Source organism: Microbacterium sp. Root61, from assembly GCF_001427525.1.
Lineage (GTDB): Bacteria > Actinomycetota > Actinomycetes > Actinomycetales > Microbacteriaceae > Microbacterium.
In genome coordinates this window covers 362,989-386,785 of the sequence record NZ_LMGU01000001.1, presented here as the reverse complement: position 1 = coordinate 386,785, position 23,797 = coordinate 362,989, and the positions used below count along the sequence as shown (strand labels likewise).

25 protein-coding genes and 1 tRNA gene are annotated in these 23,797 nt (G+C 66.5%); 3 read left to right on the top strand and 23 right to left on the bottom strand.

The features are described 5' to 3' along the window. Window positions 1-39 precede the first annotated feature (39 nt). From ASD65_RS01920 to ASD65_RS01890, 7 genes are all read right to left on the bottom strand, one after another. Window positions 40-1,719, bottom strand: a complete 1,680-nt coding sequence (locus ASD65_RS01920; protein ID WP_056217677.1) for an acyl-CoA dehydrogenase family protein — start codon at window positions 1,717-1,719, stop codon at window positions 40-42. Next, window positions 1,716-2,801, bottom strand: a complete 1,086-nt coding sequence (locus ASD65_RS01915; protein ID WP_235566577.1) for a zinc-binding metallopeptidase family protein — start codon at window positions 2,799-2,801, stop codon at window positions 1,716-1,718. The genes ASD65_RS01920 and ASD65_RS01915 overlap by 4 nt, the downstream gene beginning before the upstream one ends. A gap of 26 nt (window positions 2,802-2,827) precedes the next feature. Next, entirely contained in the window at window positions 2,828-3,802 is a 975-nt protein-coding gene (locus tag ASD65_RS01910) for a PQQ-dependent sugar dehydrogenase (RefSeq protein WP_235566576.1), read from the bottom strand. A gap of 185 nt (window positions 3,803-3,987) precedes the next feature. Continuing rightward, complete coding sequence (locus ASD65_RS01905; RefSeq protein WP_056217671.1) at window positions 3,988-4,464, bottom strand: VOC family protein; 477 nt, start codon at window positions 4,462-4,464, stop codon at window positions 3,988-3,990. Window positions 4,465-4,651: 187 nt separating this feature from the next. Next, complete coding sequence (locus ASD65_RS01900) at window positions 4,652-5,242, bottom strand: GNAT family N-acetyltransferase (RefSeq protein WP_056217668.1); 591 nt, start codon at window positions 5,240-5,242, stop codon at window positions 4,652-4,654. Window positions 5,243-5,557: 315 nt separating this feature from the next. Further along, window positions 5,558-6,271 carry a GNAT family N-acetyltransferase gene (locus tag ASD65_RS01895; RefSeq protein ID WP_056217665.1) on the bottom strand — a complete coding sequence of 238 codons (714 nt, stop codon included), beginning with the start codon at window positions 6,269-6,271 and terminating at the stop codon, window positions 5,558-5,560. Window positions 6,272-6,444: 173 nt separating this feature from the next. After that, window positions 6,445-6,672 (bottom strand): RNA-binding S4 domain-containing protein, encoded by a 228-nt coding sequence (locus ASD65_RS01890; RefSeq protein WP_056217663.1) that lies wholly within the window; start codon window positions 6,670-6,672, stop codon window positions 6,445-6,447. A gap of 215 nt (window positions 6,673-6,887) precedes the next feature. Between ASD65_RS01890 and ASD65_RS01885 the strand changes: the two genes are divergently transcribed. Next, on the top strand, window positions 6,888-7,361 hold the full coding sequence (locus ASD65_RS01885) for a hypothetical protein (protein WP_056217660.1): 474 nt from the start codon (window positions 6,888-6,890) through the stop codon (window positions 7,359-7,361). A gap of 83 nt (window positions 7,362-7,444) precedes the next feature. After that, window positions 7,445-7,795 (top strand): hypothetical protein, encoded by a 351-nt coding sequence (locus ASD65_RS01880; protein WP_056217658.1) that lies wholly within the window; start codon window positions 7,445-7,447, stop codon window positions 7,793-7,795. Between the two features lie 77 nt (window positions 7,796-7,872). On the opposite strand, the gene ASD65_RS01875 is transcribed toward ASD65_RS01880, so the two are convergent. The 7 genes from ASD65_RS01875 to ASD65_RS01840 all read right to left on the bottom strand — a co-directional run bounded on the left by ASD65_RS01875 (window position 7,873) and on the right by ASD65_RS01840 (window position 16,467). Beyond that, window positions 7,873-8,472: a hypothetical protein gene (locus tag ASD65_RS01875; RefSeq protein WP_156378764.1), complete on the bottom strand. Its 600-nt coding sequence runs from the start codon at window positions 8,470-8,472 to the stop codon at window positions 7,873-7,875. A 126-nt stretch (window positions 8,473-8,598) separates the two neighbouring features. Next, a complete protein-coding gene (locus ASD65_RS18890) occupies window positions 8,599-9,366 on the bottom strand; it encodes a hypothetical protein (RefSeq protein ID WP_156378763.1) in 768 nt (255 codons plus the stop codon). A gap of 190 nt (window positions 9,367-9,556) precedes the next feature. Continuing rightward, the gene (locus ASD65_RS01865) at window positions 9,557-9,877 is read right to left on the bottom strand and encodes a hypothetical protein (protein WP_056217644.1); all 321 of its coding nucleotides are present in this window, start codon (window positions 9,875-9,877) and stop codon (window positions 9,557-9,559) included. A gap of 717 nt (window positions 9,878-10,594) precedes the next feature. Further along, window positions 10,595-12,001: a caspase family protein gene (locus ASD65_RS01855; protein ID WP_056217639.1), complete on the bottom strand. Its 1,407-nt coding sequence runs from the start codon at window positions 11,999-12,001 to the stop codon at window positions 10,595-10,597. Next, window positions 11,998-12,858: a hypothetical protein gene (locus tag ASD65_RS01850; protein WP_056217636.1), complete on the bottom strand. Its 861-nt coding sequence runs from the start codon at window positions 12,856-12,858 to the stop codon at window positions 11,998-12,000. Before ASD65_RS01850 ends, ASD65_RS01855 begins: the two co-directional genes overlap by 4 nt. 196 nt (window positions 12,859-13,054) lie before the next feature. Next, window positions 13,055-16,066 carry a CHAT domain-containing protein gene (locus tag ASD65_RS01845; RefSeq protein ID WP_082561533.1) on the bottom strand — a complete coding sequence of 1,004 codons (3,012 nt, stop codon included), beginning with the start codon at window positions 16,064-16,066 and terminating at the stop codon, window positions 13,055-13,057. A 325-nt stretch (window positions 16,067-16,391) separates the two neighbouring features. After that, window positions 16,392-16,467, bottom strand: a tRNA-Ala gene (locus ASD65_RS01840). 125 nt (window positions 16,468-16,592) lie between these two features. On the opposite strand from ASD65_RS01840, the gene ASD65_RS01835 reads away from it, so the two are divergent. After that, entirely contained in the window at window positions 16,593-17,027 is a 435-nt protein-coding gene (locus ASD65_RS01835) for a VOC family protein (protein ID WP_056217630.1), read from the top strand. Window positions 17,028-17,031: 4 nt separating this feature from the next. Here the strand turns inward: ASD65_RS01835 and rsfS are convergent, their stop codons facing one another. The 9 genes from rsfS to rplU all read right to left on the bottom strand — a co-directional run bounded on the left by rsfS (window position 17,032) and on the right by rplU (window position 23,719). Beyond that, entirely contained in the window at window positions 17,032-17,412 is a 381-nt protein-coding gene (gene rsfS, locus ASD65_RS01830) for a ribosome silencing factor (RefSeq protein WP_056217627.1), read from the bottom strand. Continuing rightward, a complete protein-coding gene (locus ASD65_RS01825; RefSeq protein WP_056217625.1) occupies window positions 17,412-18,536 on the bottom strand; it encodes a hypothetical protein in 1,125 nt (374 codons plus the stop codon). The genes rsfS and ASD65_RS01825 overlap by 1 nt, the downstream gene beginning before the upstream one ends. After that, a complete protein-coding gene (gene nadD, locus ASD65_RS01820) occupies window positions 18,533-19,129 on the bottom strand; it encodes a nicotinate-nucleotide adenylyltransferase (RefSeq protein WP_056217623.1) in 597 nt (198 codons plus the stop codon). Before nadD ends, ASD65_RS01825 begins: the two co-directional genes overlap by 4 nt. A gap of 10 nt (window positions 19,130-19,139) precedes the next feature. Continuing rightward, complete coding sequence (locus ASD65_RS01815; RefSeq protein WP_056217621.1) at window positions 19,140-19,364, bottom strand: hypothetical protein; 225 nt, start codon at window positions 19,362-19,364, stop codon at window positions 19,140-19,142. Window positions 19,365-19,423: 59 nt separating this feature from the next. Then, complete coding sequence (locus tag ASD65_RS01810; RefSeq protein WP_056217619.1) at window positions 19,424-20,683, bottom strand: glutamate-5-semialdehyde dehydrogenase; 1,260 nt, start codon at window positions 20,681-20,683, stop codon at window positions 19,424-19,426. Continuing rightward, entirely contained in the window at window positions 20,680-21,540 is an 861-nt protein-coding gene (proB, locus tag ASD65_RS01805; protein ID WP_056217616.1) for a glutamate 5-kinase, read from the bottom strand. Before proB ends, ASD65_RS01810 begins: the two co-directional genes overlap by 4 nt. Continuing rightward, the gene (gene obgE, locus ASD65_RS01800) at window positions 21,537-23,045 is read right to left on the bottom strand and encodes a GTPase ObgE (RefSeq protein WP_056217613.1); all 1,509 of its coding nucleotides are present in this window, start codon (window positions 23,043-23,045) and stop codon (window positions 21,537-21,539) included. Before obgE ends, proB begins: the two co-directional genes overlap by 4 nt. An 88-nt stretch (window positions 23,046-23,133) precedes the next feature. Then, complete coding sequence (gene rpmA, locus ASD65_RS01795; protein WP_056217609.1) at window positions 23,134-23,391, bottom strand: 50S ribosomal protein L27; 258 nt, start codon at window positions 23,389-23,391, stop codon at window positions 23,134-23,136. 19 nt (window positions 23,392-23,410) lie between these two features. Next, window positions 23,411-23,719: a 50S ribosomal protein L21 gene (rplU, locus tag ASD65_RS01790; protein ID WP_056217608.1), complete on the bottom strand. Its 309-nt coding sequence runs from the start codon at window positions 23,717-23,719 to the stop codon at window positions 23,411-23,413. Window positions 23,720-23,797: the final 78 nt, after the last annotated feature.

Here is a 23,797-nt window from a genome sequence, read left to right as displayed (position 1 = left end):
ACAGCCTACGCGGCGCGACCGCCGGGAAATCGAGGGGACTCAGTGCCGCGCGACGATGGCCGCGGCATCCGTCCCCCGCGGAAGCACGCCGTACTGCGCCCCGCGATCCTCACCCAGACGCGCGGCGATGAATGCCTCGGCATCGAGGCTCGGGGCATGGCGCAGCATGAGCGAGGACTGGAACGCGAGGGCGAGCCCCTCGCTGACCCGACGCGCCTGGGTCTGGGCGACCGCGGGATCGGCTTCCGCGAGTTCACCCAGCAGCCGTAGCGTCCGGTCGATGTGGGTGTCCAGCAGTGCCGAGCCGCCGCGCGTGGAGCGCAGCTCGTCCTCGAATGCCGCCGCGGAGTCGGGGTCGCGGGTCAGCGCGCGCAGCACGTCGAGCGCGATGACGTTGCCGGAGCCCTCCCAGATGGCCATGACGGGCTGCTCCCGGTACCGGCGCGCCAGCGGGAAGGACTCGATGTACCCGTTGCCGCCGAGGCACTCCATGGCCTCGTAGGCGTGCTGCGGTCCGCGCTTGCTCACCCAGTACTTCGTCACGGGGGTGGCGAGCCGGCGCAGCGCGATGTCGCGATCGGACGCGTGCGTGTCGAAGAGCTGTGAGAGCCGCAGCCCGGCGAGCATCGCGGCCTGCGATTCGAGTGCGAGGTCGGCCAGCACCGCGGTCATGGCGGGTTGATCCACCAGCTTCGCGCCGAACACTTCGCGCCCGCGCGCGTGCCAGACCGCCTCGGCGACCGACTGGCGCATGCCCGCGGCGGAGCCCAGCACGCAGTCCAGGCGGGTGCGCTGCACCATCTCGATGATCGCGCGCACGCCTCGCCCCGGCTCCCCCACGAGCAGTCCGACGGTGCCGTCGAGCTCGATCTCGGCGGAGGCGTTGGAACGGTTGCCCAGCTTGTCCTTGAGCCGCATCACGCGGAACGAGTTGCGCATGCCACGCGGCAGGATGCGCGGCACGAACACGCAGGTGAGCCCCTCGTCGACGTTGTCACGACGCGTCTGGGCGAGCACGAGGAACCCGTCCGACATCGGGGCGGAGCAGAACCACTTGTGGCCGGTCAGCTGGTACGAGTGGCCGCCCATGTGCACGCCCTTGGTCGTGTTCGCCCGGACATCCGATCCGCCCTGCTTCTCGGTCATCGCCATGCCGATGAGCGCGCTGGACTTCTCCTCGTTCGGCAGCAGCCGCGGCTCGTAGTCGCGCGAGTACATGCGGGGCAGCCATTCGTCGGCGATCCAGGGCGCATCCGCGATCGAGGCGACGGCGGCGTGGGTCATCGACACCGGGCAGGCGTGACCGGGCTCGACCTGCGCGAAGAGCATGAACATCGCTCCGCGTGCGACCGCGGCGCCCCCGCGCGGATCGGTCCATCCCGACGAGTGGGTGCCACGACGGATCGACTCGGTCATGATGCGGTGATACGACGGGTCGTAGTCGACCTCGTCGAGCCGGAACCCCCACCGGTCGTGGGTGTGGGCGACGGGACCGTGCACGTTGGCGAGCTCGGCATCCCGTTGGAAGGATGCCGTTCCGACGAGCGCTCCGGCCTCGTGCAGGTCGTCGTGCGCCCATGCGGCGCCGAACTGCGTGACGGCGTCGATCAACGGCGCGTTCAGCGCGTACTCGTCGATGTCCACTCGAAACGGCGGCTGATTCTGCACGTAGTGCGTAGCCGAGCCGATGACGCGCTGGCCGCGGGAGAAGGACGTCATGTGCGCTCCAGGGTCTGTGGCAGGGCGAGCGCCTCCTGCTCCTCCCCGGTGAGGGGCGCACGCGTGATGACGTCGTGGATGAAGCCGAGCTTGGTGCGGACCGCGGGCACGATCACGAACGGGTAGAGGTCACCGAACCCCATCGAGCGGTTGATCCGGTTGAACGCCTGCGACATCCATTCCCAGTCGGTCAGCAGCCGCTGCACGGGTTCGTCCTCGTACGACTCGAGCGGGATGACGTCGATGTCGCGCAGGTTGGTGGCGCTGGCGTCGAGATGGATGCCGATCGCCGCCGCCGTCTCGAGCGTGCCGGTGATGTGGAGATAGTGCGCGAAGGTCTCGGCGAAGTCCTCCCACGCGTGCATCGTCGCGTACTCCGAGATGAAGGACGTGTGCCAATCCGCGGGTGCACCCGTCGAGTAATGCCGGCTGAGCGCGTCCTTGTAGCTGGCGCGCTCGTCGCCGAACAGCTCTCGGCAGCGCGCCCAGGCCTCATCGTCGGTGAGGAGCACGTTCTGGTAGTAGTGCCCGACCTCGTGCCGCAGGTGCCCGAGCATCGTGCGGTACGGCTCGCCCAGCTTTACCCGGAGCGCTTCGCGACGGTCGTCGAGGCTCTCGGCGAGGTCGAGGGTGATGATGCCGTTCGCGTGGCCGATCGTGACGCGTTCGCCGTGCGACAGGCTCGAGATCAGGTCGAAGCCGAGTCCGCCGGGCGCGACGTCCCACGGAACGATCGGCAGGCCCAGGTCGGCCAGCTGCAGGACGAGGCGGCGCTTGGACTCCTCGGTCTTGGCCAGCTTCTCCATGGCCACGGTGTCGTCGGGCTCGGGGCGGCGCCGCGTGAGGCGGCACGAGAAGCAGCGGCCGGCGGGAGCGTCGTCGCGCACGAGCCAGTTGCAGGACCAGCCGCGGTTCGAGCACGCGTGCCAGGTCTGCCCGTCGATCACCGTCTGTCCCGCACGGATGCCGTAGAACCGGCGGCTGATGATGTGGAAGCCGAGATCCGCCTCGCAGTTCGGGCACGTCAGCGTGTCGAGGTAGATGAAGTGCCGGCAATGCGGACAGCGGGGCTGAGAGCTCACTCCCTCACCGTAGCGCCCTGGCTGCATCACGAACCCGTCTGTTTCGCCGCGACCGGCAACTGCAGCAGGCGGTCGTCCTCGGCGCCCGGCGAGCCTCGTCCGTCCGTGTTGTTCGTGAGAACCCACAGGCCTCCGTCCGGCGCCGCCACGGCATCCCGCAGCCGTCCGTACTCGCCGATCAGCAGTGGCGTGGCGCTGACCACCTCTTCGCCCGCAGTGTCCAGCATCCAGAGCCGCTCGCCGCGGAGTCCCGCCACGAAGAGGGTGTCGCCGAGGGCGGCCATGCCGCTGGGGCTCGATTCCTCCGGTGTCCAGGCGATCGCGGGGTCGACGAAGCGCTCATCCTGCGCGATCCCTTCGACGAGCGGCCAGCCGTAGTTCTGGCCGGCGCGGATCGCATTCACCTCGTCCCACGCGTTCTGCCCGAACTCGGTCGCCCACAGGGTTCCGTCCGTGGTCCAGGTGAGACCCTGCACGTTGCGGTGGCCCATGCTGAAGACGGCGGTGCCGAACGGGTTGCCCGGTGCTGGATCCCCCTCCGACGTCACACGGAGGATCTTGCCATTGAGGGATGCCGGGTCCTGCGCGGTGTCGCCCCGGCCGGCGTCCCCCGTCGCAATGTAGAGGAATCCGTCCGGCCCGAACGCGATCCGGCCGCCGTCGTGGTTGCGCGCACGCGCGATGCCATCGAGCACGACTTGGGCCGCGCCGAGCTGGAGGGCTCCTTCGTCGCCGGTGAGCGGCATCCGCACCACACGATTGTCGTCGGATGCCCCGTGGTAGGCGTAGAGCCAGCGCTCGCCGTCGGCCTCCAGGACCGCCAGGCCGTGCAGCCCGGACTCACCGCCCGAGACGACGCCGGGGACGACGCCTGCGGTGCGCACCTCCCCCGCCGCGGTGAGTTCGAGGACCGTGCCGTCGCCGCGCCCGGAGATCAGCGCGCCGCCCGCGGGCAGCGGCACCACCGACCACGGGGCCGCCAGCCCTGTCGCAAGCGTCACGGGTGTTCCGACGAGGCGCGGCAACGGGCTGCCCGACGCGGACGGTGCACGAGTCGGCGCACGGTCTGGCGGGGCCGAGGTGCACGCGGTGAGCGCGACCAGAACGAGGACGAGCACCGACGCGCAACGGGGTGCCGCAACCCAGCCTGGTGCGACGCGATGTGTGCGGACGGGGGCGGGCACGCTCAGCTCTCGGCTGCGGCCGCCTCGATCACGGCGATCTCGATCTTGGACATGGTCAGCATCGCCTGCACAGCCCTGTGCGCGCGAGCCGGGTCGGGGTCGCGGATCAGCGCGATGAGGCGCTCGGGGATGATCTGCCAGGAGAGGCCCCACCGGTCCTTCAACCACCCGCAGGGCTGCTCCTGGCCACCGTCCGCGGTCAGCGCGTCCCAGTAGCGGTCGACCTCGGCTTGATCCGCACACGAGACGAACAGCGAGATCGCCTCGGTGAACGGGAACTGCGGCCCGGCATCCATCGCGAAGTAGTCGGTGCCGGCGAGCCGGAACTGCGCCGACATCACTTTGCCGCCCATGCCGGGGACGTCATCGGGATACAGCGACAGCTCGACGATCTCCGAACCCGGGATCAGATCCGTGTAGAACCGGATCGCCGCCTCGGCGTCGTTGTCGAACCACAGGAAGCTCGTCACAGCCGTCATTCGACCAGCATCCTCGGCCGCCTGCGCGGGCGCAAGGGATGAGGGGTTCGCTACACCGGCTCAGTCGCGCGGATCAGGCCGCAGTTCAGACACGACCACGCCACGAGGAATCGCTCATCGTCGAGGATCTCGAACCGGAGAGCGTCGCCGCAGGTGGGACAGACGCGCGGATCCGGAGCATGCGCGTTCACGTCGGCAGCACCGTCTTGCGCATCACAGTCTTGCTCTTGCCGATGTGGCGCTCGAACGTGAATCCGGCCTTCTCGAACATCGCTCTCGTGCCGTTGTGCAGGAACGAGGATGACGTCCTCTTGTCGGGAGCGAGCTCGTTGGGGAACGAGACCACCTCGCCGCCACCGGCCTGCGCGATCAGGTCGAGCGCGCCATCCAGCGCCTCGCGGGCCACGCCCGAACGTCGGTGGTCGCGGTCGACGAAGAAGCAGGTGATGCGCCACGGCGCCGGCTTGGTCTCGTCCGCGTCGTACTGCTTGCGGTGATAGATGTTCGGCAGTTCGACCGGACTGCCGTACTCGCACCACGCGATCGCGTCGTCGCCGTCGAAGACGAGCGCGGCGTGGGCGATGCCCTCCGCCACGAGTCGCTGCTTGAACGTCGGTCCGTCGTACTCACGCTTGACGGTGTGATCGGTATCCCCGTGGAAGTACGAGCAGTAGCACCCGCCCCAGACCCCGTTGTGCTTCTGCGCGAGCGCCAGCCACGCAGTGAAGGTCTCGGGCGTGAGCGGCTTGATCACGTGCGAGCTCGTCGAGTCACCCATGGGAAACCTCTTTCGCAAGCTGTCGGAGGCCCGACCGCTGTCGACCGAGGACCCCGCGCGGACTCCACGGTACTCGGACCTCGCGTCGCGCGGAATGCCGCCCGCAGTCTGTCTCTGGCTGCCGCCGCGCCGCGCCCGCAGACTGACGAAATGCAGGCGCATGCTCCGGATCCGCGAGTCTGCCCGACCTGCGGCGACGTTCTCCGGTTCGAGATTTTCGACGATGAGCGGTTGATTGTCGTGTGGTCGTGTCTGAACTGTGGTCTGATCCGCACGACCGAGCCGGTGTAGGGAACCCACGCCGACTCGCGCGCTTCAGGGAACGCGCACCCCCGCGAATGTCGTGCGGGTGCGGAGTGCGAATCCGAGGCGCTCGTAGGCCGCGATCGCTCCGACGTTGGTCGCCGACGCGTGCATGAGCGCGCGGTCTCCCCGCTGCTGGATGTGGAAAGCGACGTCCAGCACGAGCCGGGATGCCAACCCCTGCCGGCGGTACGCATCGTCGGTCGAGACCGCGCTGATCTCGGTCCACCCATTCGGCTGCAGGCGCTCCCCCGCCATCGCCACGAGACGTCCCTCGCGACGGAACCCGATGTAGCGTCCGAGCTCATACGTGCGGGGCAGGAACGGGCCGGGCTGGTTGCGTTCGACGAGCGCGAGCATCTCGGGCACGTCGGCCTCCCCGAGGAGAAGAGCCTCCGGATCAGGCACCGGGTGGAGCGCGTCCGTCTCAACGAGTTGCACCCCTTCGCCGCGCCACAGTTCCTCCCAGCCATCGGGGAACTCGGGCACGCCGCCGGACAGACCGATCTCCGCCCCGTGTCCGACCAGCCCGATCAGCGAATCCCACACCTGCGGGTCATCCCAGTTCCGCACCGCGACGAACGGGGCGACATCGGGATGGTACCGACGCACGAGATCGTCGCCCTCCGCGAAGCGTGCGTGAGCGCCGGACAGCGCGTGCCACGCGGCGTTGTCGAGCACGGTGGCATCGAGATGAGGGGCTGGGGCTTCTGACATGAGGGGCATGCTCCGATTGCATTCTTGCTCGCCGGATGGTCGCATCGTCGGCTTCCACGACGATTCACACGAGCCACATCAGCAACGACAGGGGACGACGCTTCATTCCATGTCGGGCCGTACGGACTCGAGGCGCCGTACCCCAGCAGAATGCTCGCCGCAGGGTCGTGTACCCCGGGACCTCACTCGCAGACGCGGACTCCGCGTCCCTCAAACGTCACGACATCGCCGAGCTGCAGCTGGCGTCCGCGACGGCGATCGACCTCACCGTTCACCTTCACGTAGCCGTCGATGATGGCCTCTTTCACGTCTCCACCGGAGTCGAGGAGCCCCGCGAACTTCATGAACTGCCCGAGGCGAATGGCGTCGCCGCCGATCCGGACGTCGTCGATCGGAGGCGGTTTCGTCATCCCAGAATGCTAGCCGATGGGGTGCCGGCGTCGAGGCCGGTGAGCGCGCCTGACGGGTTGGCGCCGCCAGCGGATCCTGAATGGGGACGACACACTGCGACCCCCACAGTTCCCGACCGGAGTCCTGGACTTTGCCGGGGTGATCTGCGCCCAGCACACCGGTCGACGGAGCGCTCCGGTCGGCGTACTCTGACCCTCATCAGTCAGGAGGGATCGTGAAAAGGCGACACGAGCAGCAGGCGATCAGCGAAGACGAGCAGATCGCGAGATATGCCTATCTATTGGGAAACGTTCCCGCAAGCATCGCCGACAAGGCATACGCCGCCGCCTTCGCTCGGCTTTCCGCGGCGCAGCGTCCAGAGTTGCTCGGCCAGCTGCGATCGCAATTGCCGGTCGCGCCGAAGGAACCGGCATCCGACGATCCCGAAGCGTTCGCTGTGTTCATGCGCGATCTGTATGCGCGCGACGCCCTGGTGCGCGTCCGCGGTGCCGGTGCCTTCGCGGCCGAGTTCGTCGCGAGCCCTCCGATCGTCGCCTACTTCACGGCGGGCGCGGGTTCGGTGGCGATGGAGCAGCAGCCGCTGTGGGTGCAGGAGCTGGCCGGCCACGAGACGGCCCCCATCGACGGCGGGCGGATGCACCACCGCCACGGGGTGGACACAAGCGATTTGCCCTGGCTCGGGAATTGAAGCCGCCGACACCGACGCCGAACCTGAGGCGTGTGCAAAGCACCTGTCTGGCAGCCGGCCGGTCGGCGGGGGAAAATGGTCCCATGACGGTTCACCTGAGCCTGGACGAATGGGAAGACCTCACGCGCCGCGTGGGCAGCTGGGCGATGTGGAGCGAGCCCGGCCACTACCGATACCCCGGTCCCCAACTCTCCGATGCGATCGAGCAGGAGTTGGAGACGATCGTCGAGGACTCGCTCAAGGAGATCCGGCCCGAGGCTCACGCTGCGCTTCGCGACATCATTCATCAGTCGATCGCGGATCCGACCCGAGGTCGCGAGCTGCTGCACGAGATCGTGGACGAAGACGATCTCGTCCACGAGCCTGAGGCTCCGGAGGAGGCCCGAGCCGAAGCCTCAGCCGAAGACGTCGAGTTCATCCACGACGCGACGTAGCTTCACGCGGCGCGCCCGGAATTGCTCGCTGCGGAGCCGCTCACGCAACTTCGCATCTTCGTCCAAGCTCGGTCGCATCAACCCTGTCCGGGGCCGCCCCACATCCCGCCGCCCGGAGGCGGCGTGCAGACAGTGTCCGTCATGAAGACGCCGATCTCCGCACGGATCGCGACACCGTCTGAGGTGCGCGACACCGTGTAGGCGATGCCTTCGAGCGAGTCCCACTCAGGAACGTTTCCGAGCGACAGGCTGTCGATTTCCGGACCCCCGGAATACGGCGAGGAGTTCGAAGCGATCAGACCCGCCGTCGGATTCTCCCTGAGCCAGTTCCCCGTATCGACAACGTTGGCGCCCTCGAGCGTCCAGTAGCCGGTCCGCAGTTCCATCGGCGAGCACGGCCAGCGGTAGTACGAGTTCGCGAACGGCGGTGTCGTGCTCGGAACGTTCTCAGATCGGACGGTACCGGGCGGTAGAACCGCACCCTCGAGCCACGAGTCAGCCTTAGCGGCGGCCTCGGGATCCACGATCGTCGCGGTAGGAGACGGTGTGGGCGAGGATGTGCTCGACGGTGTCGGCTCGGCGCCGATGCCTGGCGCTGCCCCCGCCGTGGCAGTCGCACAGCCCGCCAGCAACACAGCCGTGACCGACAAGACAATGAGACTCTGCAGACGCCGCATCCCCTCACATTATGGGAAGGGATGCGTCGCGCGTCAGCGCCGTTCTTCGCAGGAGTCTCGCTGGCATTCGACCGCCCCGAAGACTCCCGCTGGCGATGCGCGGCCGAGATCCGATTGCCGTCTGGGCTACTCGGTATCTGTGACGGCGATAGCCCATAGGTTGGAATTCTCGGCGGTACCCCGCACGACAATCTCCTCGGGCGTGAGCGCTTGAATCTTGTTGCGTGTGCCTGGATCGTTTGCATCGGGCAGACATTGTTGAGTGATCGTCGCGGAACCCACGAGTTCCACGGTCACGATGCCGGTGCCGTAGCAATTGACGTAGACGAAGACATGCCCGGATGCGCTCGAGAATGGGCCGATCTGATCCGTCCCTCGCACCGACGACATTTCACCCAACGGCTTCTCGGCGTCAGGCGGTGTTGCCACGAGAGTCTCGGGCGGAGAAGGCTCGGCGGTCGGTGTCGCAATCGAAGAAGGCGAAGGGGGCATCACCGGGGTGGCCTCACCATCCAGCAAGGTGCAGCCGGCCAGGGCGATCGCAAGCGTTCCCAGAAGTACCGCATACAGAGTTCTGACTCGCCGATCCACATGTCTCAGCCTGCACGGAACAGGTGCATCGAGCCAAACAGCATCCATTGGGTGACGCCATAAAGTCGCAATCGTGGCACGAATTCGCGCATTCCCTGCTACGGCAGCCCACTCCTCGGACCAGTAGTCGAGAATGAGCGTCAGGACCCCGTCTGCTGGTCTTGCCGACACCCAGGTCGAGCGCGGATCGAGGAAGTCTCCGGGGTCTCCAGCTGCGACGTCGCACCAACCAGCTCGGAGGATCTTGGCATCCGCCGGGAGCGGAACCGAAGCAGGCGGTACATCGCCCTCGGTGGCGTTCATGTGTGGCAAGTACAAATGTGCTCTGTAGAGCAGGACCAGCGCGCCTCGCTCGCCTGCATCATTACCCCCCCGGGCGCGACCATAGTGTGACCGCCTGGAGAGGCACTTCTCGGAGCCGGTTCCGGCCAGGGCTGTTCAGGTCCAGAGATGGGGGCATTCGGCGCGCCTGAGGGTCAGGCAATCGCGTCGGTCAGCCGGGGAGGGAACTGAGGAGAATCACGAAACAGATCGCCAGAGTGAGGAGAAGGAGGCCGAGCCCGGGGATCAGCACGCGGCGAGCAGGGATTCGATCGGTCGTTGCCGCGGCCACGATCGCGGTGACGAGGATGATTCCCAGCCCCGCGACGAAGTACATGGTGAGGGCGGTGTCTTTTGGTCGGGTCGTGCAACCGGCGCAATCGATGTGCGCCATCGCGAACCACACCAGAATGATGCCACCGAGGAGAAACACCAGACCGAGTGAGGCCCACAACAGGAAGGCGAACCACCATCGTTCGGCTACTGCCGTCATGACAGGTCCTCTCCTTTCGCCGCCCGCCTCGACCCTAGGCTGGGGCCGTGCAACTCTTCGAGCTGAACACCCGAGCACTCAAGTAGCTGATTGGCGGTCACCGTGCCCACTCGTCGCCCCTCGGCTGCCGGGGTGATCTGGCTTGGAGTTCTTGCTGTGGTCGTCGTCTCACTCCTGCTCGCACCGGTGCACGAGGACGGCTGGTGTGCGGTTGCAACCTCGAGCGGAATGTCTGTCTGCCAGATCACTCAGTGGTCGCTCGTCGGCCTCCGCACGTCCTTGTGGATCTGGCTCGGTGCTCTCGTCGTGGTCGTGGCCATCACGATCCTGGTGTTGATCCGGCGCGGCCGGGGTCCCAGACCTGCAGATGGCGTCGATTTGGGGCCGAAGTGATCCGAAGCACCGGATCGTCACCGCCGGAGGAAAACGAAACCCCCCGGCGAACCGGAGGCCTTCGGTGGTCCTGAGGGGATTCGAACCCCTGACCCCAACGCCTGCACTCGATCTCGGGCGCCCTGCACTCCCCTGAAATCACGCGGGTGCCGAGTTCTCAAGCACTGCTCTACGGCTGCACTCCACCTCCTCATTTGTTCACACCGTTGTTCACACATCCCCCACGTCACTTTTTGACGCGCGCGCGGTTGAGGCCGACCAGACCGCCCACGGTTCGCGGCCGAACGGTCGGAGCCGAGCTTGGCGCACTTCGTGGCTGTGTTACTAAACAACTCCCGGAAACGGGCCCGGAAATCCGCCGTCGCGGAGTTCGCGGGTCAGCGTCGACGCGTCACTGGCCAGCTCAACGTGCGTCAGCAGGTACTTCATCACATATGGGTGAGCATTGGGCCAGTCGATCTGATTGTTGTCTTCGCCAACTGTCGCTATGAGCGCATGAGCTATCGCCGACTCCACATCGGAGGCCGCGCTGCGGGAATGTGTGAACCGCGCCGGAGCATCATCTCGGATCAACGCGGACATCGAGGGGTGAGTGAGCCTAAAGACCGACAGATCACCGGGTCCTATCCCTTCGACGATCAACTCGCGCGCATCACGGAGCAGTCGCCGCACAGCCTCGTCGGTGATTGCCGACACAGTGCTCTCCTCGATCCCGACCGTTCGGGCGATCGCCTTCGCGACGGGCACCCAAACCGCGCCCCAGGGCAGCCCGTCGCCTTTGGCCCATGCCAACGCGCTGACGAGGCTTCGCGAGGGGGTCGCTGGCGGAACCAGCTCGTCAACGATCATCCGCATCCGTACTCCCTCGTTGCTCTCCGCCGTCCACGACCAGATGCTCTCCGCAGCATGACGGGTTCTAAGCCTCCTCCGTGAGTCATCCACGGCCGTCGGATCATTCGGCGGCTGGTATTGCGAGTTGGGGATGAACGGGGGCGTCTGATCGGCACCGGCCGTAGCCGGCCAGAGGTGCGCGCGCTGCTGCACTCCGCCGGCATCAAGGATGTTATTGATTGCGTTTCTCAGCTCCACCGGTTCGATGTATTCCTGCGAGGGGCCAGCACGAGGGCGATCGAGCACGCCCGCCAGGGCCTTCGCGAACGCCTCAGCAAATCGCCCATCCAGGGCCTCGTCGTCCGGGGCCGCGGATGCCAAGAACCAAACGGTGTCCAATCCCACGCCTTGAAGCGATGATCGCAGCGCCTCGAGGGCACCATGGCCGCCGTAGCACGCGTCGATGACGCAGAGGATTTGGGGCTGCTTATCGACAGGATCGCCATACTCATCGACTCGCACCAACTTGTCCAGGAGGTCTCTGGGGGCGAGCGCGGTATTTGCGAGATCTTTGCGAGTCGAGTTCGTGAGAACAAGCCGGTAGCCGATCCGACTGGCACTGTGTCCGTGCCCGGTGAAGTACAGCGCGACGACGTCGGCACTCCGCGCCGCATGCTCGATTCGCCGGAGCAGTGCGCCGATCTTGGCGTTCAGAACTCGTCCGCCCGGAGCCCCCTTGCCACCGTCCGGACGGAGTCCAAGCCGCCCCAATGCGTCGGCGACTATGTCGATCGACTCTGCAACGCCGTTGAGCTGTGGCCAAGACGTATCCGCATACGTCGAGGTGCCAGCGACGACGAACCGCCGGCTGCTCCCTCCACCTGCGTCCCGGGCTGTCACAAGGCCTTGGCGAGCGACTCACCGACGACTGTCTTCACCAGATACCTCTCGGCACTGTGGGGTTCATCCTCATTGTTGACAAGACGGTCGTCGATCTTGTCGAGGCCGGGTGGGTGGGGGAATCGTCCTGAGAGTTTCTGTTCGAGCGCAACTATGTCATCCGTATCCGCCACGTTGGTCCAGGAACTGACCCCCGAGGGCCATGTCCCTTTGCCGTTCCTCGGTGCTGGGGTGAGCCTGTCAAAGATCACGTTCCGCATACCAAGCGGCGACCCAATCGTCAGGAACTTTACGGGGGTTTCCAGGGGACGGGCACATAGGTACTCATACGCGACGATCGAGCCGAGCGAGTGACCAATGATGACGCGGGTGCCAATCGTAACCAGCTCGTCCATTCGATCAAAGACGCGGCTCTTGAGCGCAGGGTCGTCAAGGAATCTATTCACCTGCCGCAAGTTCCCCATGAACAGCCGCTGAGTCACTCCTCCGAAGAATCGGGATGATACGAGCTTCCGAAGAATCGCGTTGATCGGGGGAAACCCCACCGCGCCCATTCCGCCTTCCGACGCACCCAGCCCGGGATCACGTTCTAGCGCCGCCTCATACAGCCGCCGCAACATCTCACGATCCGCCTCTGTCAGGTCAGAAACCGACGGTGTGTCGCCCATCGAGTTCGGGTCGAAGAAGAGATCTCCATAGTGGACGACGCGAACGTCGTTGTCGCTCAGCCCGTCTGCGAGGTCGGGCCTCTTTGCCTTTCGCAGTCCCCCCCTGAGCGCGAGTCGCCAGTCCGCTGATAGCTGGTCGCTGCCGACCTGTTGCGCGCCCATTCCGTGCACACCGATGATGCGTGACATGGAATACAAATAGCATCCACACCGCACCCGCGCCAGAGGGCGGTCGTCCATCAGGTGATGAGAGCGCACCGATGTTGCGCGATGTCGGGGTTGGCACCGAGCCGCAAGCGGGGAACGGTCAGCACCGGCGTGCTCTGATGGCCGCGCCGCCCGTCCCGTGGTGGTTTTCGCGCCCGCAGGATCGTTCCGTCTGTCCCTACGGGCCTTGATGCAGGAGTGCAGCCCAATATTGGGGTTGGTCTGGGAAGGCTCGGCGCTCTCCATGCACTGCAGTGTGAACCGCAACTGCAGCTGAGGCCGCCGTCCAGTCGAATCCATCCGAGGACAGGATCCGGTAAATAGTCTCGGCAGAATGGGGACGATCGGGGATCGGCCACAATGTGCCGATGGCGTGCCGATAACCAGCGAGAAGGGCCGCCGCAGCGAAGTGGACGGGTTCATCGAGCACCTTGCGACCCGGGCGCGCGGTAGTGCACGCGGAGAAGTATGCGAGTTGTGCCTGCTCCAGTTTCAGCCCGACGATGTCCTCGACCGTCAGCGGGTCACTCTGGTGATCGGCGAGGACGAGGTTTGACTTTGCCGGGTCGGTGGGGTTCGCCTCGCCGTGACACGCGAAGTGCGTCCACGCGTGCGTCGGGAGTAGCCCGAGCACGGTTCGCCGCGAAGGCTCGCCGGTTTGCTGAGATGGATCGACCCCAATCATCGTGACGTCTGCGCGTGGGATCAGCCGTGCCACACGCTCCACTTCGTCAATCACACTTTCGAGTTCGGGGAGCCCAGGGGTGGTCGGCATCGCCAGCAGAAGAGCGCGCGGTTGAAGGTCGGCGAGAGGCCGCGTCCGAGCGTGAAGGAGCGCACTGATCGAAGGCACAGTGCTTGAGACGACACGATCCATTACCGTCCGCTCGCGCGCCGGCTCCCCGGCATTACTGGCAGAGTGATACCCGGCCGCATGCATCGGGAAGACCGTGAGGGGACCGGTCGGAACCCACCAGATGCGAGGCCAGGCGCCATACTCGCTATCCGATCTCGGTGCAGAGAACCCGAGGTGTGTCAGAACGGGATCGGCGATCCGGTCCCACGCCCAAGCAAGTAGGCGGATGAGGTCTGCCTCTGCCGCGGCGAACGCCTTATCGGGTACATCTGGGGCAAATAGCTGATCGGTAGCACTGAGCAGGGCCATGGCCGCGTCTGCACAGTCAGCAGCTGTGAGGTCCTTGAGCTCGACCACGTCCACATCGCCGTCATTGACCACGAGTGCGTCACAACGCGTGCGCGCGACATTCACGACTACGATCGGCCCCTCCCGCCCACCTGCGACCAGTTGGTCAGGGTCGGGAGGCAAGAAGAACTGCTCAAAACCTGGCTGAGTTCGGATCCGCTCGAGGACAGGCGTGAGTTGGGATTGCGCCTCACGGCGTCGACTGTTCTCCTGTGCCGAGAGGTCCCGTGCAGCGTCTGCGGCGCGTAGTTTTCGCGGAGCATTCAGCACCTTCAGCAGCGCACTCAGGCGATCTGCCGTCTCTGGATGTGCAGTTTGGAGCTTGTCGAAGTCACCACGAAGCTGAATGAGCCCGCTGAGGGTGAGAGCCCGTCCGTGCTCCACAGCCGACAGCGCCTGTCGCGGCTGGTCAGTCGCGAGGTACGCCGCGGCGGCATTCATGCCGAGTCCGCTGAGCGCCGCGACGCGCGCCAGTGTGTCGGTTCGATCGAGCCAGGGCTGGAGGACGGAAGGGAGGAGCGTGATGGCCTCCGCATAGCAGGCGGAGGCATCCTGGGCGGTCGACAGGGCGGCCGCCCTCATCGCTGCGACACACCGATCCATCGGGGCCGCCGTATCCACCCGCATGGCTGCCAGATACTCCGTCAGTGCTGAGCCCAGATCAGTTTGGGATCCAGTGATCTCGGCGCGGTCCTCGATCGCCTTCCCCAACGTTGTCCGAACAACGCAGAGTAATGGCGCGGCGGGCGGCAGGGCGCTGATGGCCGCATGCATGTACTCGATCGCGGCGTCTAGGTCTATGAGGTCGCCGCTGACGCTGAAACGCGACCTGAGAAGCGACCCAAAGTTGAAAAACACGCGCGCAAAAGCCGGCTGATCGTCGGTCAGCGAGCCCAGCGCTCGATCGGTCGCTGAGATCGCCGCGTCGAAGTCAGCGAGGGACGAAGTCAAACTGCCACGGGCACTGAGAGCTGAGGCGAGATTCGAAAGACGATGCGGCAGTTGCGGATCGTTGCGCGCTGTCCTTGCAATTGATCCTTCTAGGTGAAGGACCGCCGTGTCGAGGCTCGCATAGCTTCCTGTCCGCTCGTAATCAGACAAGAATGCGTTGCCCAAGTTGGACAGGTCGGCCGCGAGCGCAGGATCGTTCGGAGCCGTCGCCGCAACCGCCTGCTGAAGAAGGGAGACAGCGGCATCGAGATCCGTGCGGGCACCGAGGAGGTCGTACCGTGAGCTCAGCGCATTAGCCAGGTTCGCGCGCCGCCGCGCGAGACGTGGGTGAGTCACTGGTGTTGCGGCCAGCGCCGCCTCAAACCAGCCGATGGACTCATCGAGATCGGGGGCGGCCGCCGTGTGCCCAAATCGCATGAGTAGAGTGTTGGCAAGATTCGTGGCGAACTTCGAGCGTTCGGGATCTTTCTGGGCTGTGAGTTCAGCCGCTTCTCGCTGACAGGCGATCGACTCCTGCAGGTCTGCCAGCTCGCCTCCCCCGAATTCGTAGCGCCACTTGAGAGCCACGCCAAGATTCGAGACGCGACCGGCGCGGCGAGGGTCCGCGACCGGTGTGAGTTTGACAGCGTCGCGAGAGACCACGACGGCCTCGGACAGGTCGGCGATATTTCCATCCATCTCAAACCTGGTGTTCAACGCCATCCCGAGATTCACGAGCACCGTATCCATCAACACGCCCGGCGCTGTACGCCGTGCGACTTCGAGGTTGTGGATCGCCGTCGCAAGGGACACACGATCGCCGGTGGCTCGCGCCGCCGCCACGAGATCGACGGCGTCATCGATCAGGCCGATCAACTGCGCTCCGTCAGGGACGTCGGACAAGTCGTCTCCTTCGCTAGGCCTCATCAACAATTGCTCGGCAATTGGCCACCGTTGCAGTGCTTGGGCGATACCGCCGTCCTCGTTTCGATGGAGTTCGGAACTCCGCGAACTGAGATCTCCTGGGTTCTTGCTGTCCTGTGCCCGTGCCGGCATCGCGCAACGGTGTCATGCGTTCAAATGACTCGGGGTTCAAGTTTGATGCGGAGGGCGATCCATCCACGGTTGCAACGTACACCCGCCCCGCCGCCCGGCACAGTGCACGCAGCTCACCGCAGGGCGCGGTTGGACACGCGCCGCGCACGAGGGATCCCTCAGCGGGGACAACACCACAGAAGCGGTGGACTCCCCCGATGTTCCGTGAGGGAGCGCGCCGCTAAAGCCCAACAGCTGGTGCAATTCCCTCGTTTATCCACGGGCGTTGCGCGCCTACCGTCACCGTCGGCGGGAAACGAAAAACCCCCGGCGAACCGGGGGTTTCTGGTGGACCTGAGGGGATTCGAACCCCTGACCCCCTGCATGCCATGCAGGTGCGCTACCAACTGCGCCACAGGCCCAAACTCTTGCCCCGTACTGCGTGAGGCAACTCGACTAGATTACTACATCCTGAGCCATGACTCGAACCACGGCGGCGATGTCGGACCGATTTCGTACGATCAGACCACGACTCTAGGAGGAGATCATGACTTCACTGGGCAACATCGTGTTCTATGCCGACAACCCTCGCGCCCTGTCGCACTTCTGGTCGGATGTGTTCGGGTATCCGCACATGGACTGGGAGGGGCCGCTCAAACAGCAGCTGCTCGACTCCGGGCTCACCGAAGACGATCTCGCCACCCGCGGGCTCGCCGAAGACCCCGAGGGCAAAGGCCCGCGACTGTTCTTCCACCACGCTGACGGACCCAAGGCCGGGCGCAATCGACTGCACCTGGATGTGTCGGTCTCCCCCGGCGCCGGCGCAGCCGGAACGTCGGCGGAGGTGCTGGATGCCGAGAAGGATCGGCTGGTCGCCCTCGGTGCGGAGGTCGTGCGACTGGTAGAGCAGACGTGGGGCCCGTGGTCGGAGCGCTACTGGCAGATGCGCGACCCTGAGGGCAACGAATTCTGCCTGCAGTGAGGTGTCAGTCGGCCGCGGCGACAGGCGTCGGCAGGTCGATCGCGATGAGCGGGCAGTCCTTCCAAAGGCGCTCGAGGCCGTAGAAGATGCGCTCCTGCTCGTGGAACACGTGCACGACGAGGTCGCCGAAGTCCAGCAGGATCCAGCGGGATTCCTTGCGGCCCTCGCGACGCAGGCGCTTGTGGCCCGCCTCGAGCAGCTTGTCTTCGATCTCGTCCGCGATGGCGGCCACGTTGCGCTCGTTGCGCCCCGTCACCAGCATGAAGATATCGACCAGTGGCAGCGGCTCCGAGACGTCGAGAGCCATCAGGTCCTCGCCGCCCTTCGCGTCGGCCGCGAGAGCGGCGATTGCCAGCATGTCGCGCGAGTTGTCGGTTGCAGTCATCAAAACACCCCTGTAACGAAGGCGAGGATCAGAACGCCGACGAGAGCCAGCGCGAGTACGCCGGCCGTGATCGCGAGCGACAGCATGAGCTTGCCGCCCTTTTCGGGAACCGGCGGACGAATGATCTCGCCCGTCGTCTTCACCGTGGAAATAGCGGCACTGGCCGCAATGGGAGTCGGGGACGAGTGCGCGGGCAGTTCGCCGTCCACGAGGACCGCGTCCGCCTCTTTGCCGTCGGCGGCGCCGTGCGCGTGGCCCTGCGAACCGATCCCGTCGGGCAGCGACATCGTGCCGGTGATGAGGACTTCGCCGGTCGCCGTGACCGGGCCCATCATCACACCGTCGGGCGTCTGCGCCAGGATCAGCGCGTTCGGAGTCGCGCTCGAGCCCTCGGTCGAGGTCTCGCGAGCGATCAGCTCGTCGAACGACGGCGGCAGGGACAGCGCCGCGGGGTCACCCGCGAGCAGCCCCGAACCGAAGCCCGGGTTCACGACGGGGCGAGCGGATGCCTCGGCCTCGGCCGCTTCGTCCGCCTCGGTCGCGGCGAACAGGTCGTCCTGCGACTCGGTGTCGGTGTCGTCGTCCGTCTCGGTCTCGATGTCCGACGCTGCTTCGGCTTCTGCAGCCGTCGCATCCACCGTCACGTCGATGTCTGCGGCATCCGTCTGGGTGTCGTTCTCGACCGGCGCGTGAGCATCGTCGACCGGCGCGGGCGCCTCGTCGACGGGACGCGCGGATACGGGCGCAGAGTGCGCGGCCGCCACATCCGGCGTGATCACCGGAACGGACGCCGTGCGGATGCGCTCCTGCTGGCGCGCCTGACGGCGGGTCAGCGGGTTCACGCCGAGGTCGACCGAGTCGTCCGCGGCGGGCGCGGGTGCGACATCGACCGGCACGGCGGCGCGTGCCAAGGGAACGGCGGAGACGATCGGGGCGGGAACCTCGATCGGCGCCTCTTCGGCAGGCGCCTCTTCGGGCTCGACGTCGGGTTCGGTGGTCTGGTGTGCCGGCTGTGCAGCCTGCGCCTGTTCCGCCGTGATGATCGGGGTCGACGCAGTATTGCGAATCTCCCGCATCTGCTTGCGGGTGAGCTGGTTGTTGTCCGGCTGCTCGGGTGTTGTCATTCCTTGCTCCGGTATAGGTGGTGCTTCGCGATGTATTGGACGACCCCGTCGGGAACGAGGTACCACACGGGATTCCCGTGGTGGACCCGCTCTCGGCAGTCCGTCGATGAGATGGAGAGGGCGGGGATCTCGAGCTGACTCACCTTCTCCCCGGGGAGCCCGTCAGTGCTGAGCACATGTCCGGGCCGGGAGACTGCGACGAAATGGGCGAGGTCCCACAGTTCATCATGGTCCCTCCAACTGAGAATTTGCGCTATGGCGTCTGCGCCCGTGATGAAGAACAGCTCCGCGTCCGGCCGCGCCGCCTTCAGATCGCGCAGGGTGTCGATCGTGTAGGTGGTGCCGGCTCGATCGATGTCGACGCGGCTGACGGTGAATCGCGGGTTGGATGCGGTGGCGATCACGGACATCAGGTAGCGGTGCTCACTGGAGGTGACGACCTCCTTCTGCCACGGCATCCCGGTCGGCACGAACACGACCTCGTCGAGATCGAAGGACTGCGCGACCTCGCTGGCGGCGACCAAGTGCCCATGATGAATGGGATCGAACGTCCCACCCATGACCCCGATCCTCGGGGTGCGCGCCGCCGTCATTCGGTTAGACCTAGTGGCCGTGCCCCGCTTCAGGGATGTCGTTGGCGTGCGCTCGTGCGTAGGCCTCCGCCTTGCTGGCGTGGCGGTTCGCCACGTTCCGGTACGACAAGGTCACGAGTCCGAGCGCGGCGAAGAAGATGATGGCGACGATGCCGTAGCCGACCGTCTCTAGCGCGACATTGCCGTGGTGCTCAGACTCTGCAGCGGCAAGGGCGACGAGCGAGGCGAGGGTCATCAGGGACTCCGTTCGGGTTCAGCGGCGCGCGCAGGGACGCGCATGTTCAGTTTAGGCGGTCAGGCGCGTACTTGTCCCGAGCCGCGCGCAAGCCACTTGGTGCTGGTGAGCTCATTCAGGCCCATCGGACCCCGTGCGTGCAGCTTCTGGGTCGAGATGCCGACCTCGGCACCGAAGCCGAACTCGCCGCCGTCGGTGAAACGCGTCGATGCGTTCGCCATCACGACGGCCGAATCGACCTCCGCGAGGAACCGCTCGGCGTTGCCTGCGTCCTCGGTGATGATCGACTCGGTGTGGTGCGTGGAGTACTGCCGGATATGCGCGAGCGCCTCATCCAGGTCATCGACGACGCGCATCGACAGGTCGAGGCTCAGGTACTCGGTGGACCAGTCCTCGTCGGTTGCCGGCACCACGTCCGACGCGAGCGCCCGGACCGCGTCGTCGCCATGAACGGTGACTCCGGCCTCGCGAAGGGCGGCGACGACGGGACCGACCAGTCGCGGCGCGGCCTCACGGTGCACCAGGACGGTCTCGACCGCGTTGCAGACGCTCGGACGCTGGGTCTTGGCGTTGACCACGATGTCGCGCGACCATTCCAGTGGCGCGGTGGCATCGAGCAGGATGTGCACGACGCCGGCACCGGTCTCGATGACGGGAACGGATGACTCGGTCACGACGGTCTCGATCAGCTGCGCGCTGCCGCGGGGCACCAGGACATCGACGATGCCGCGGGCCTGCATGAGCTGGCGCGCGCCTTCACGGCCGAAGTCGTCGACGGTCTGCACCGCTTCGGGATCGACGCCGCGCGCGGCCAGTGCTCCGCGCATCGCCGAGACCAGGGCACGGTTCGTCGCCTCGGCGGCCGAACCGCCGCGCAGGATCACGGCATTGCCGGATCGCAGCGCCACGGCGGCGATGTCGACCGTGACGTTCGGACGAGCTTCGTAAATGGATCCGACCACACCGAACGGCACCGAGACTTTCTGCAGCTGCACGCCGTTGGAGAGGATCTTCTCCTCGAGGACACGGCCGACCGGGTCGGGCAGCTCGGCGACATCGCGCACCGCGGCCGCGAGCGACGCAATGCGGGTGCGGTCCAGGCGGAGCCGGTCCTGCAGGCCCTCGGCCATTCCGTCGGCGCGACCCCGCGCGAGGTCTTCCTCGTTCGCGGTGGCGATCTCGGCCGCAGCGGCTTCGATCGCGTCGGCGATCTCGCGTAGCAGATCGCGCTTGTCGACGTCGGACAGCAGCCCGATCTGGCGCGACGCGTCCTTGGCGAGCAGCATCCGGTCGCGCAGCGTCGTGGCGGTCGTGGTCATCGCCCCAGTGTATCGGCGGGCAACGGGGCGTTCATCGCGGTGCGGATCGGTCCCGTGACCGGCACGGCGGTGGCCTCCGGGTTCGGTGCGAACCACGTGCCGATGGCGTCACCGCCGAGGGCCTGATCGACGAGATCTGCGCTGGTGACCAGCACGCCGATCCCGGCGGCGGCGGCCACCCGGGCGGCGGAGACCTTCGTGGCCGCTCCCCCGGTGCCGACGCTGTTGACCACGACGGACCCGAACTCGAACCCGTCCAAGGCATCGCCGAACGCGACCTCATCGATGGGCACCGCTCCCGGCTCGTCCGGGGGTCGCGTGTACAGCGACTCGATGTCGCTGAGCAGCACGAGCGCGTCGGCGCCGATGAGCTCGGCAACCAAGGCGGCCAGGCGGTCGTTGTCGCCGAAGCGGATCTCGTGGGTCGCGACCGTGTCGTTCTCGTTGACGATCGGAAGGATGCGCAGCCCGAGCAGTCGCTCCATGGCGCGGCGCGCGTTCGAGCGGTGCGCCGGGTTCTCCAGGTCGCCGGCGGTGAGCAGTACCTGACCGGCGACGATGCGGAACGGACGCAGTGCGTCCTGGTAGCGGTAGATCAGCACGTTCTGGCCGACCGCGGCAGCGGCCTGCTGGGTCGCGAGGTCGCTCGGTCGAGACTCGAGGGCGAGGTACGGCATGCCGGTGGCGATGGCACCGGAGGAGACCAGCACCACCTCCGTGCCGCGCGCGTGCGCAGCGGCCAGCGCCTCGACGATCGGCTGGATCTTGGCGGCGTTCTCACCGCTGATCGAGGAGGAGCCGACCTTCACGACCACACGTCGCGCGGAGCGGAGCTCCGCGCGGGTGTGTGCCGTCATCCCTCTTCCTCGGTGGGCACCTCGCCGGCCGCGATCCGCTCGGCTTCCAGTTCTGCGCGCGCGTCCGCCTTGGCGTCCATGAGCTCGTGGTAGCGCTCGCGGCGCTCGACGGTGGTGCGCCGCGTACGTGGCACGACACGCGGGTCGGTGCCGCGCGGTGAGGTCATCAGCTCCGCGACGGAGCTCAGCGCCGGCTCCCAGTCGAACACGACACCGTCGCCCTCGCCGATGACGACCGTCGCGCCGGGTGCGGCACCCGCGCGGAACAGCTCGTCTTCGACTCCGAGCTTGTCGAGGCGATCGGCGAGATAGCCCACGGCCTCTTCGTTCTGGAAGTCCGTCTGCTGCATCCAGCGCACCGGCTTCTCACCGAGGATCCGGTAGATGTCGCCGTACGTGCCGCCTTCGACACGGATGCTGAACTCCTTCTGCGTGCCTCTCGGGCGGATCACGATGCGCTCCGGAGCGGGAGTCGCGGCCTGCATGATGCGGTGCTCCGCGATCAGGTCGCCGAGGGCGAACGTGAGCTGACGCAGACCGGCATGGCTGACCGTCGAGATCTCGAAGACGCGGTAGCCGCGCGCTTCCAGCTCGGGTCGGACGAGGTCGGCCAGGTCCTGCGCCTCCGGGACATCCACCTTATTCAGGGCGATGAGCTGAGGACGCTCCAGGAGCGGGATCTGTCCCTCCGGCACCGGGTAGGCGGCCAGCTCGGCGAGGATCACGTCCAGGTCGGTGAGCGGATCGCGCCCGGGCTCGAGCGTGGCGCAGTCCAGGACGTGCACGAGCGCCGTGCAGCGCTCGACGTGACGCAGGAACTCCAGGCCGAGGCCCTTCCCCTCGCTGGCACCTTCGATGAGACCGGGGACGTCGGCGACGGTGAAGCGGGTGTCGCCCGCCTGCACGACGCCCAGGTTGGGGTTCAGCGTGGTGAACGGGTAGTCCGCGATCTTGGGGCGCGCGGCGGAGATGGCCGCCACGAGGCTCGACTTGCCGGCGGACGGGAAGCCCACCAGCGCTACATCGGCGACCGTCTTCAGCTCGAGGAGGACATCGCCCTCCATGCCGGGCGTGCCGAGCAGCGCGAAGCCGGGGGCCTTGCGCTTCTGGGTGGAGAGAGATGCGTTGCCGAGTCCGCCGATGCCGCCCTGGGCCGCGACGAAGCGCATGCCGGGCTCGATCATGTCGACGAGCGTGTTCCCCGCGGGGTCCTTGACGACGGTTCCCACCGGAACGGGCAGTTCCAGCGTCTCGCCGATCGCACCGTTGCGGTGATCGCCCATGCCGAACCCGCCGTTGCTGGCGGTGCGGTGCGGCGAGTGGTGGTACGACAGCAGGGTCGTCTCCTGCGGGTCGGCGACGAGGATGACGTCGCCGCCGTGCCCGCCGTTGCCGCCGTCGGGCCCCGCGAGCGGCTTGAACTTCTCGCGCTTGACCGAGACGCAGCCATTGCCGCCCTTGCCCGCGCGCAGGTGTAGCGTCACGCGGTCTACGAATGTGACCATGCGCTTCCCCTCACTGATCGGGATTCAAAAAATGAAAGGGGGCGGGCCAAAGCCCGCCCCCTCACTGAAGATCTGTGCGAGCCTCGGATTACTCCGCGGCTACGACGATGTTGACGACCTTGCGGCCGCCCTTGTTGCCGAACTCGACAGCACCGGGCGCGAGCGCGAACAGCGTGTCGTCGCCACCGCGGCCGACGTTGACGCCCGGGTGGAAGTGCGTGCCGCGCTGGCGGACGATGATCTCGCCTGCGCCTACGACCTGGCCGCCGAAACGCTTCACGCCGAGGCGCTGAGCGTTGGAGTCACGACCATTACGGGTGGAGCTTGCGCCCTTTTTATGTGCCATGTCCTAGTCTCTTCCGTGCTTACTTGATGCCGGTGACCTTGACGCGCGTGAGGTCCTGACGGTGCCCCTGGCGCTTCTTGTAGCCGGTCTTGTTCTTGAACTTCTGGATGATGATCTTCGGGCCGCGCTCTTCGCCGAGGACCTCGGCGGTGACGGTCACCTTCGCAAGCTTGTCGGCGTCGGTCGTGACGGCATCGCCGTCGACCAGCAGCACTGCGGGAAGTTCGATGTTGTCGCCGATCTTGGCGGACTGGCGATCCAGGACGACGATAGTGCCGACCTGAACCTTCTCCTGCCGACCACCGGCGCGCACAACTGCGTAGACCACTTCATACCTTGTTTCTTCAGGGAGCGCGCGGCTCCGGGTGCCTGGGAAAGACGTCGGTGCGGAAGCAAATGTGTCGTC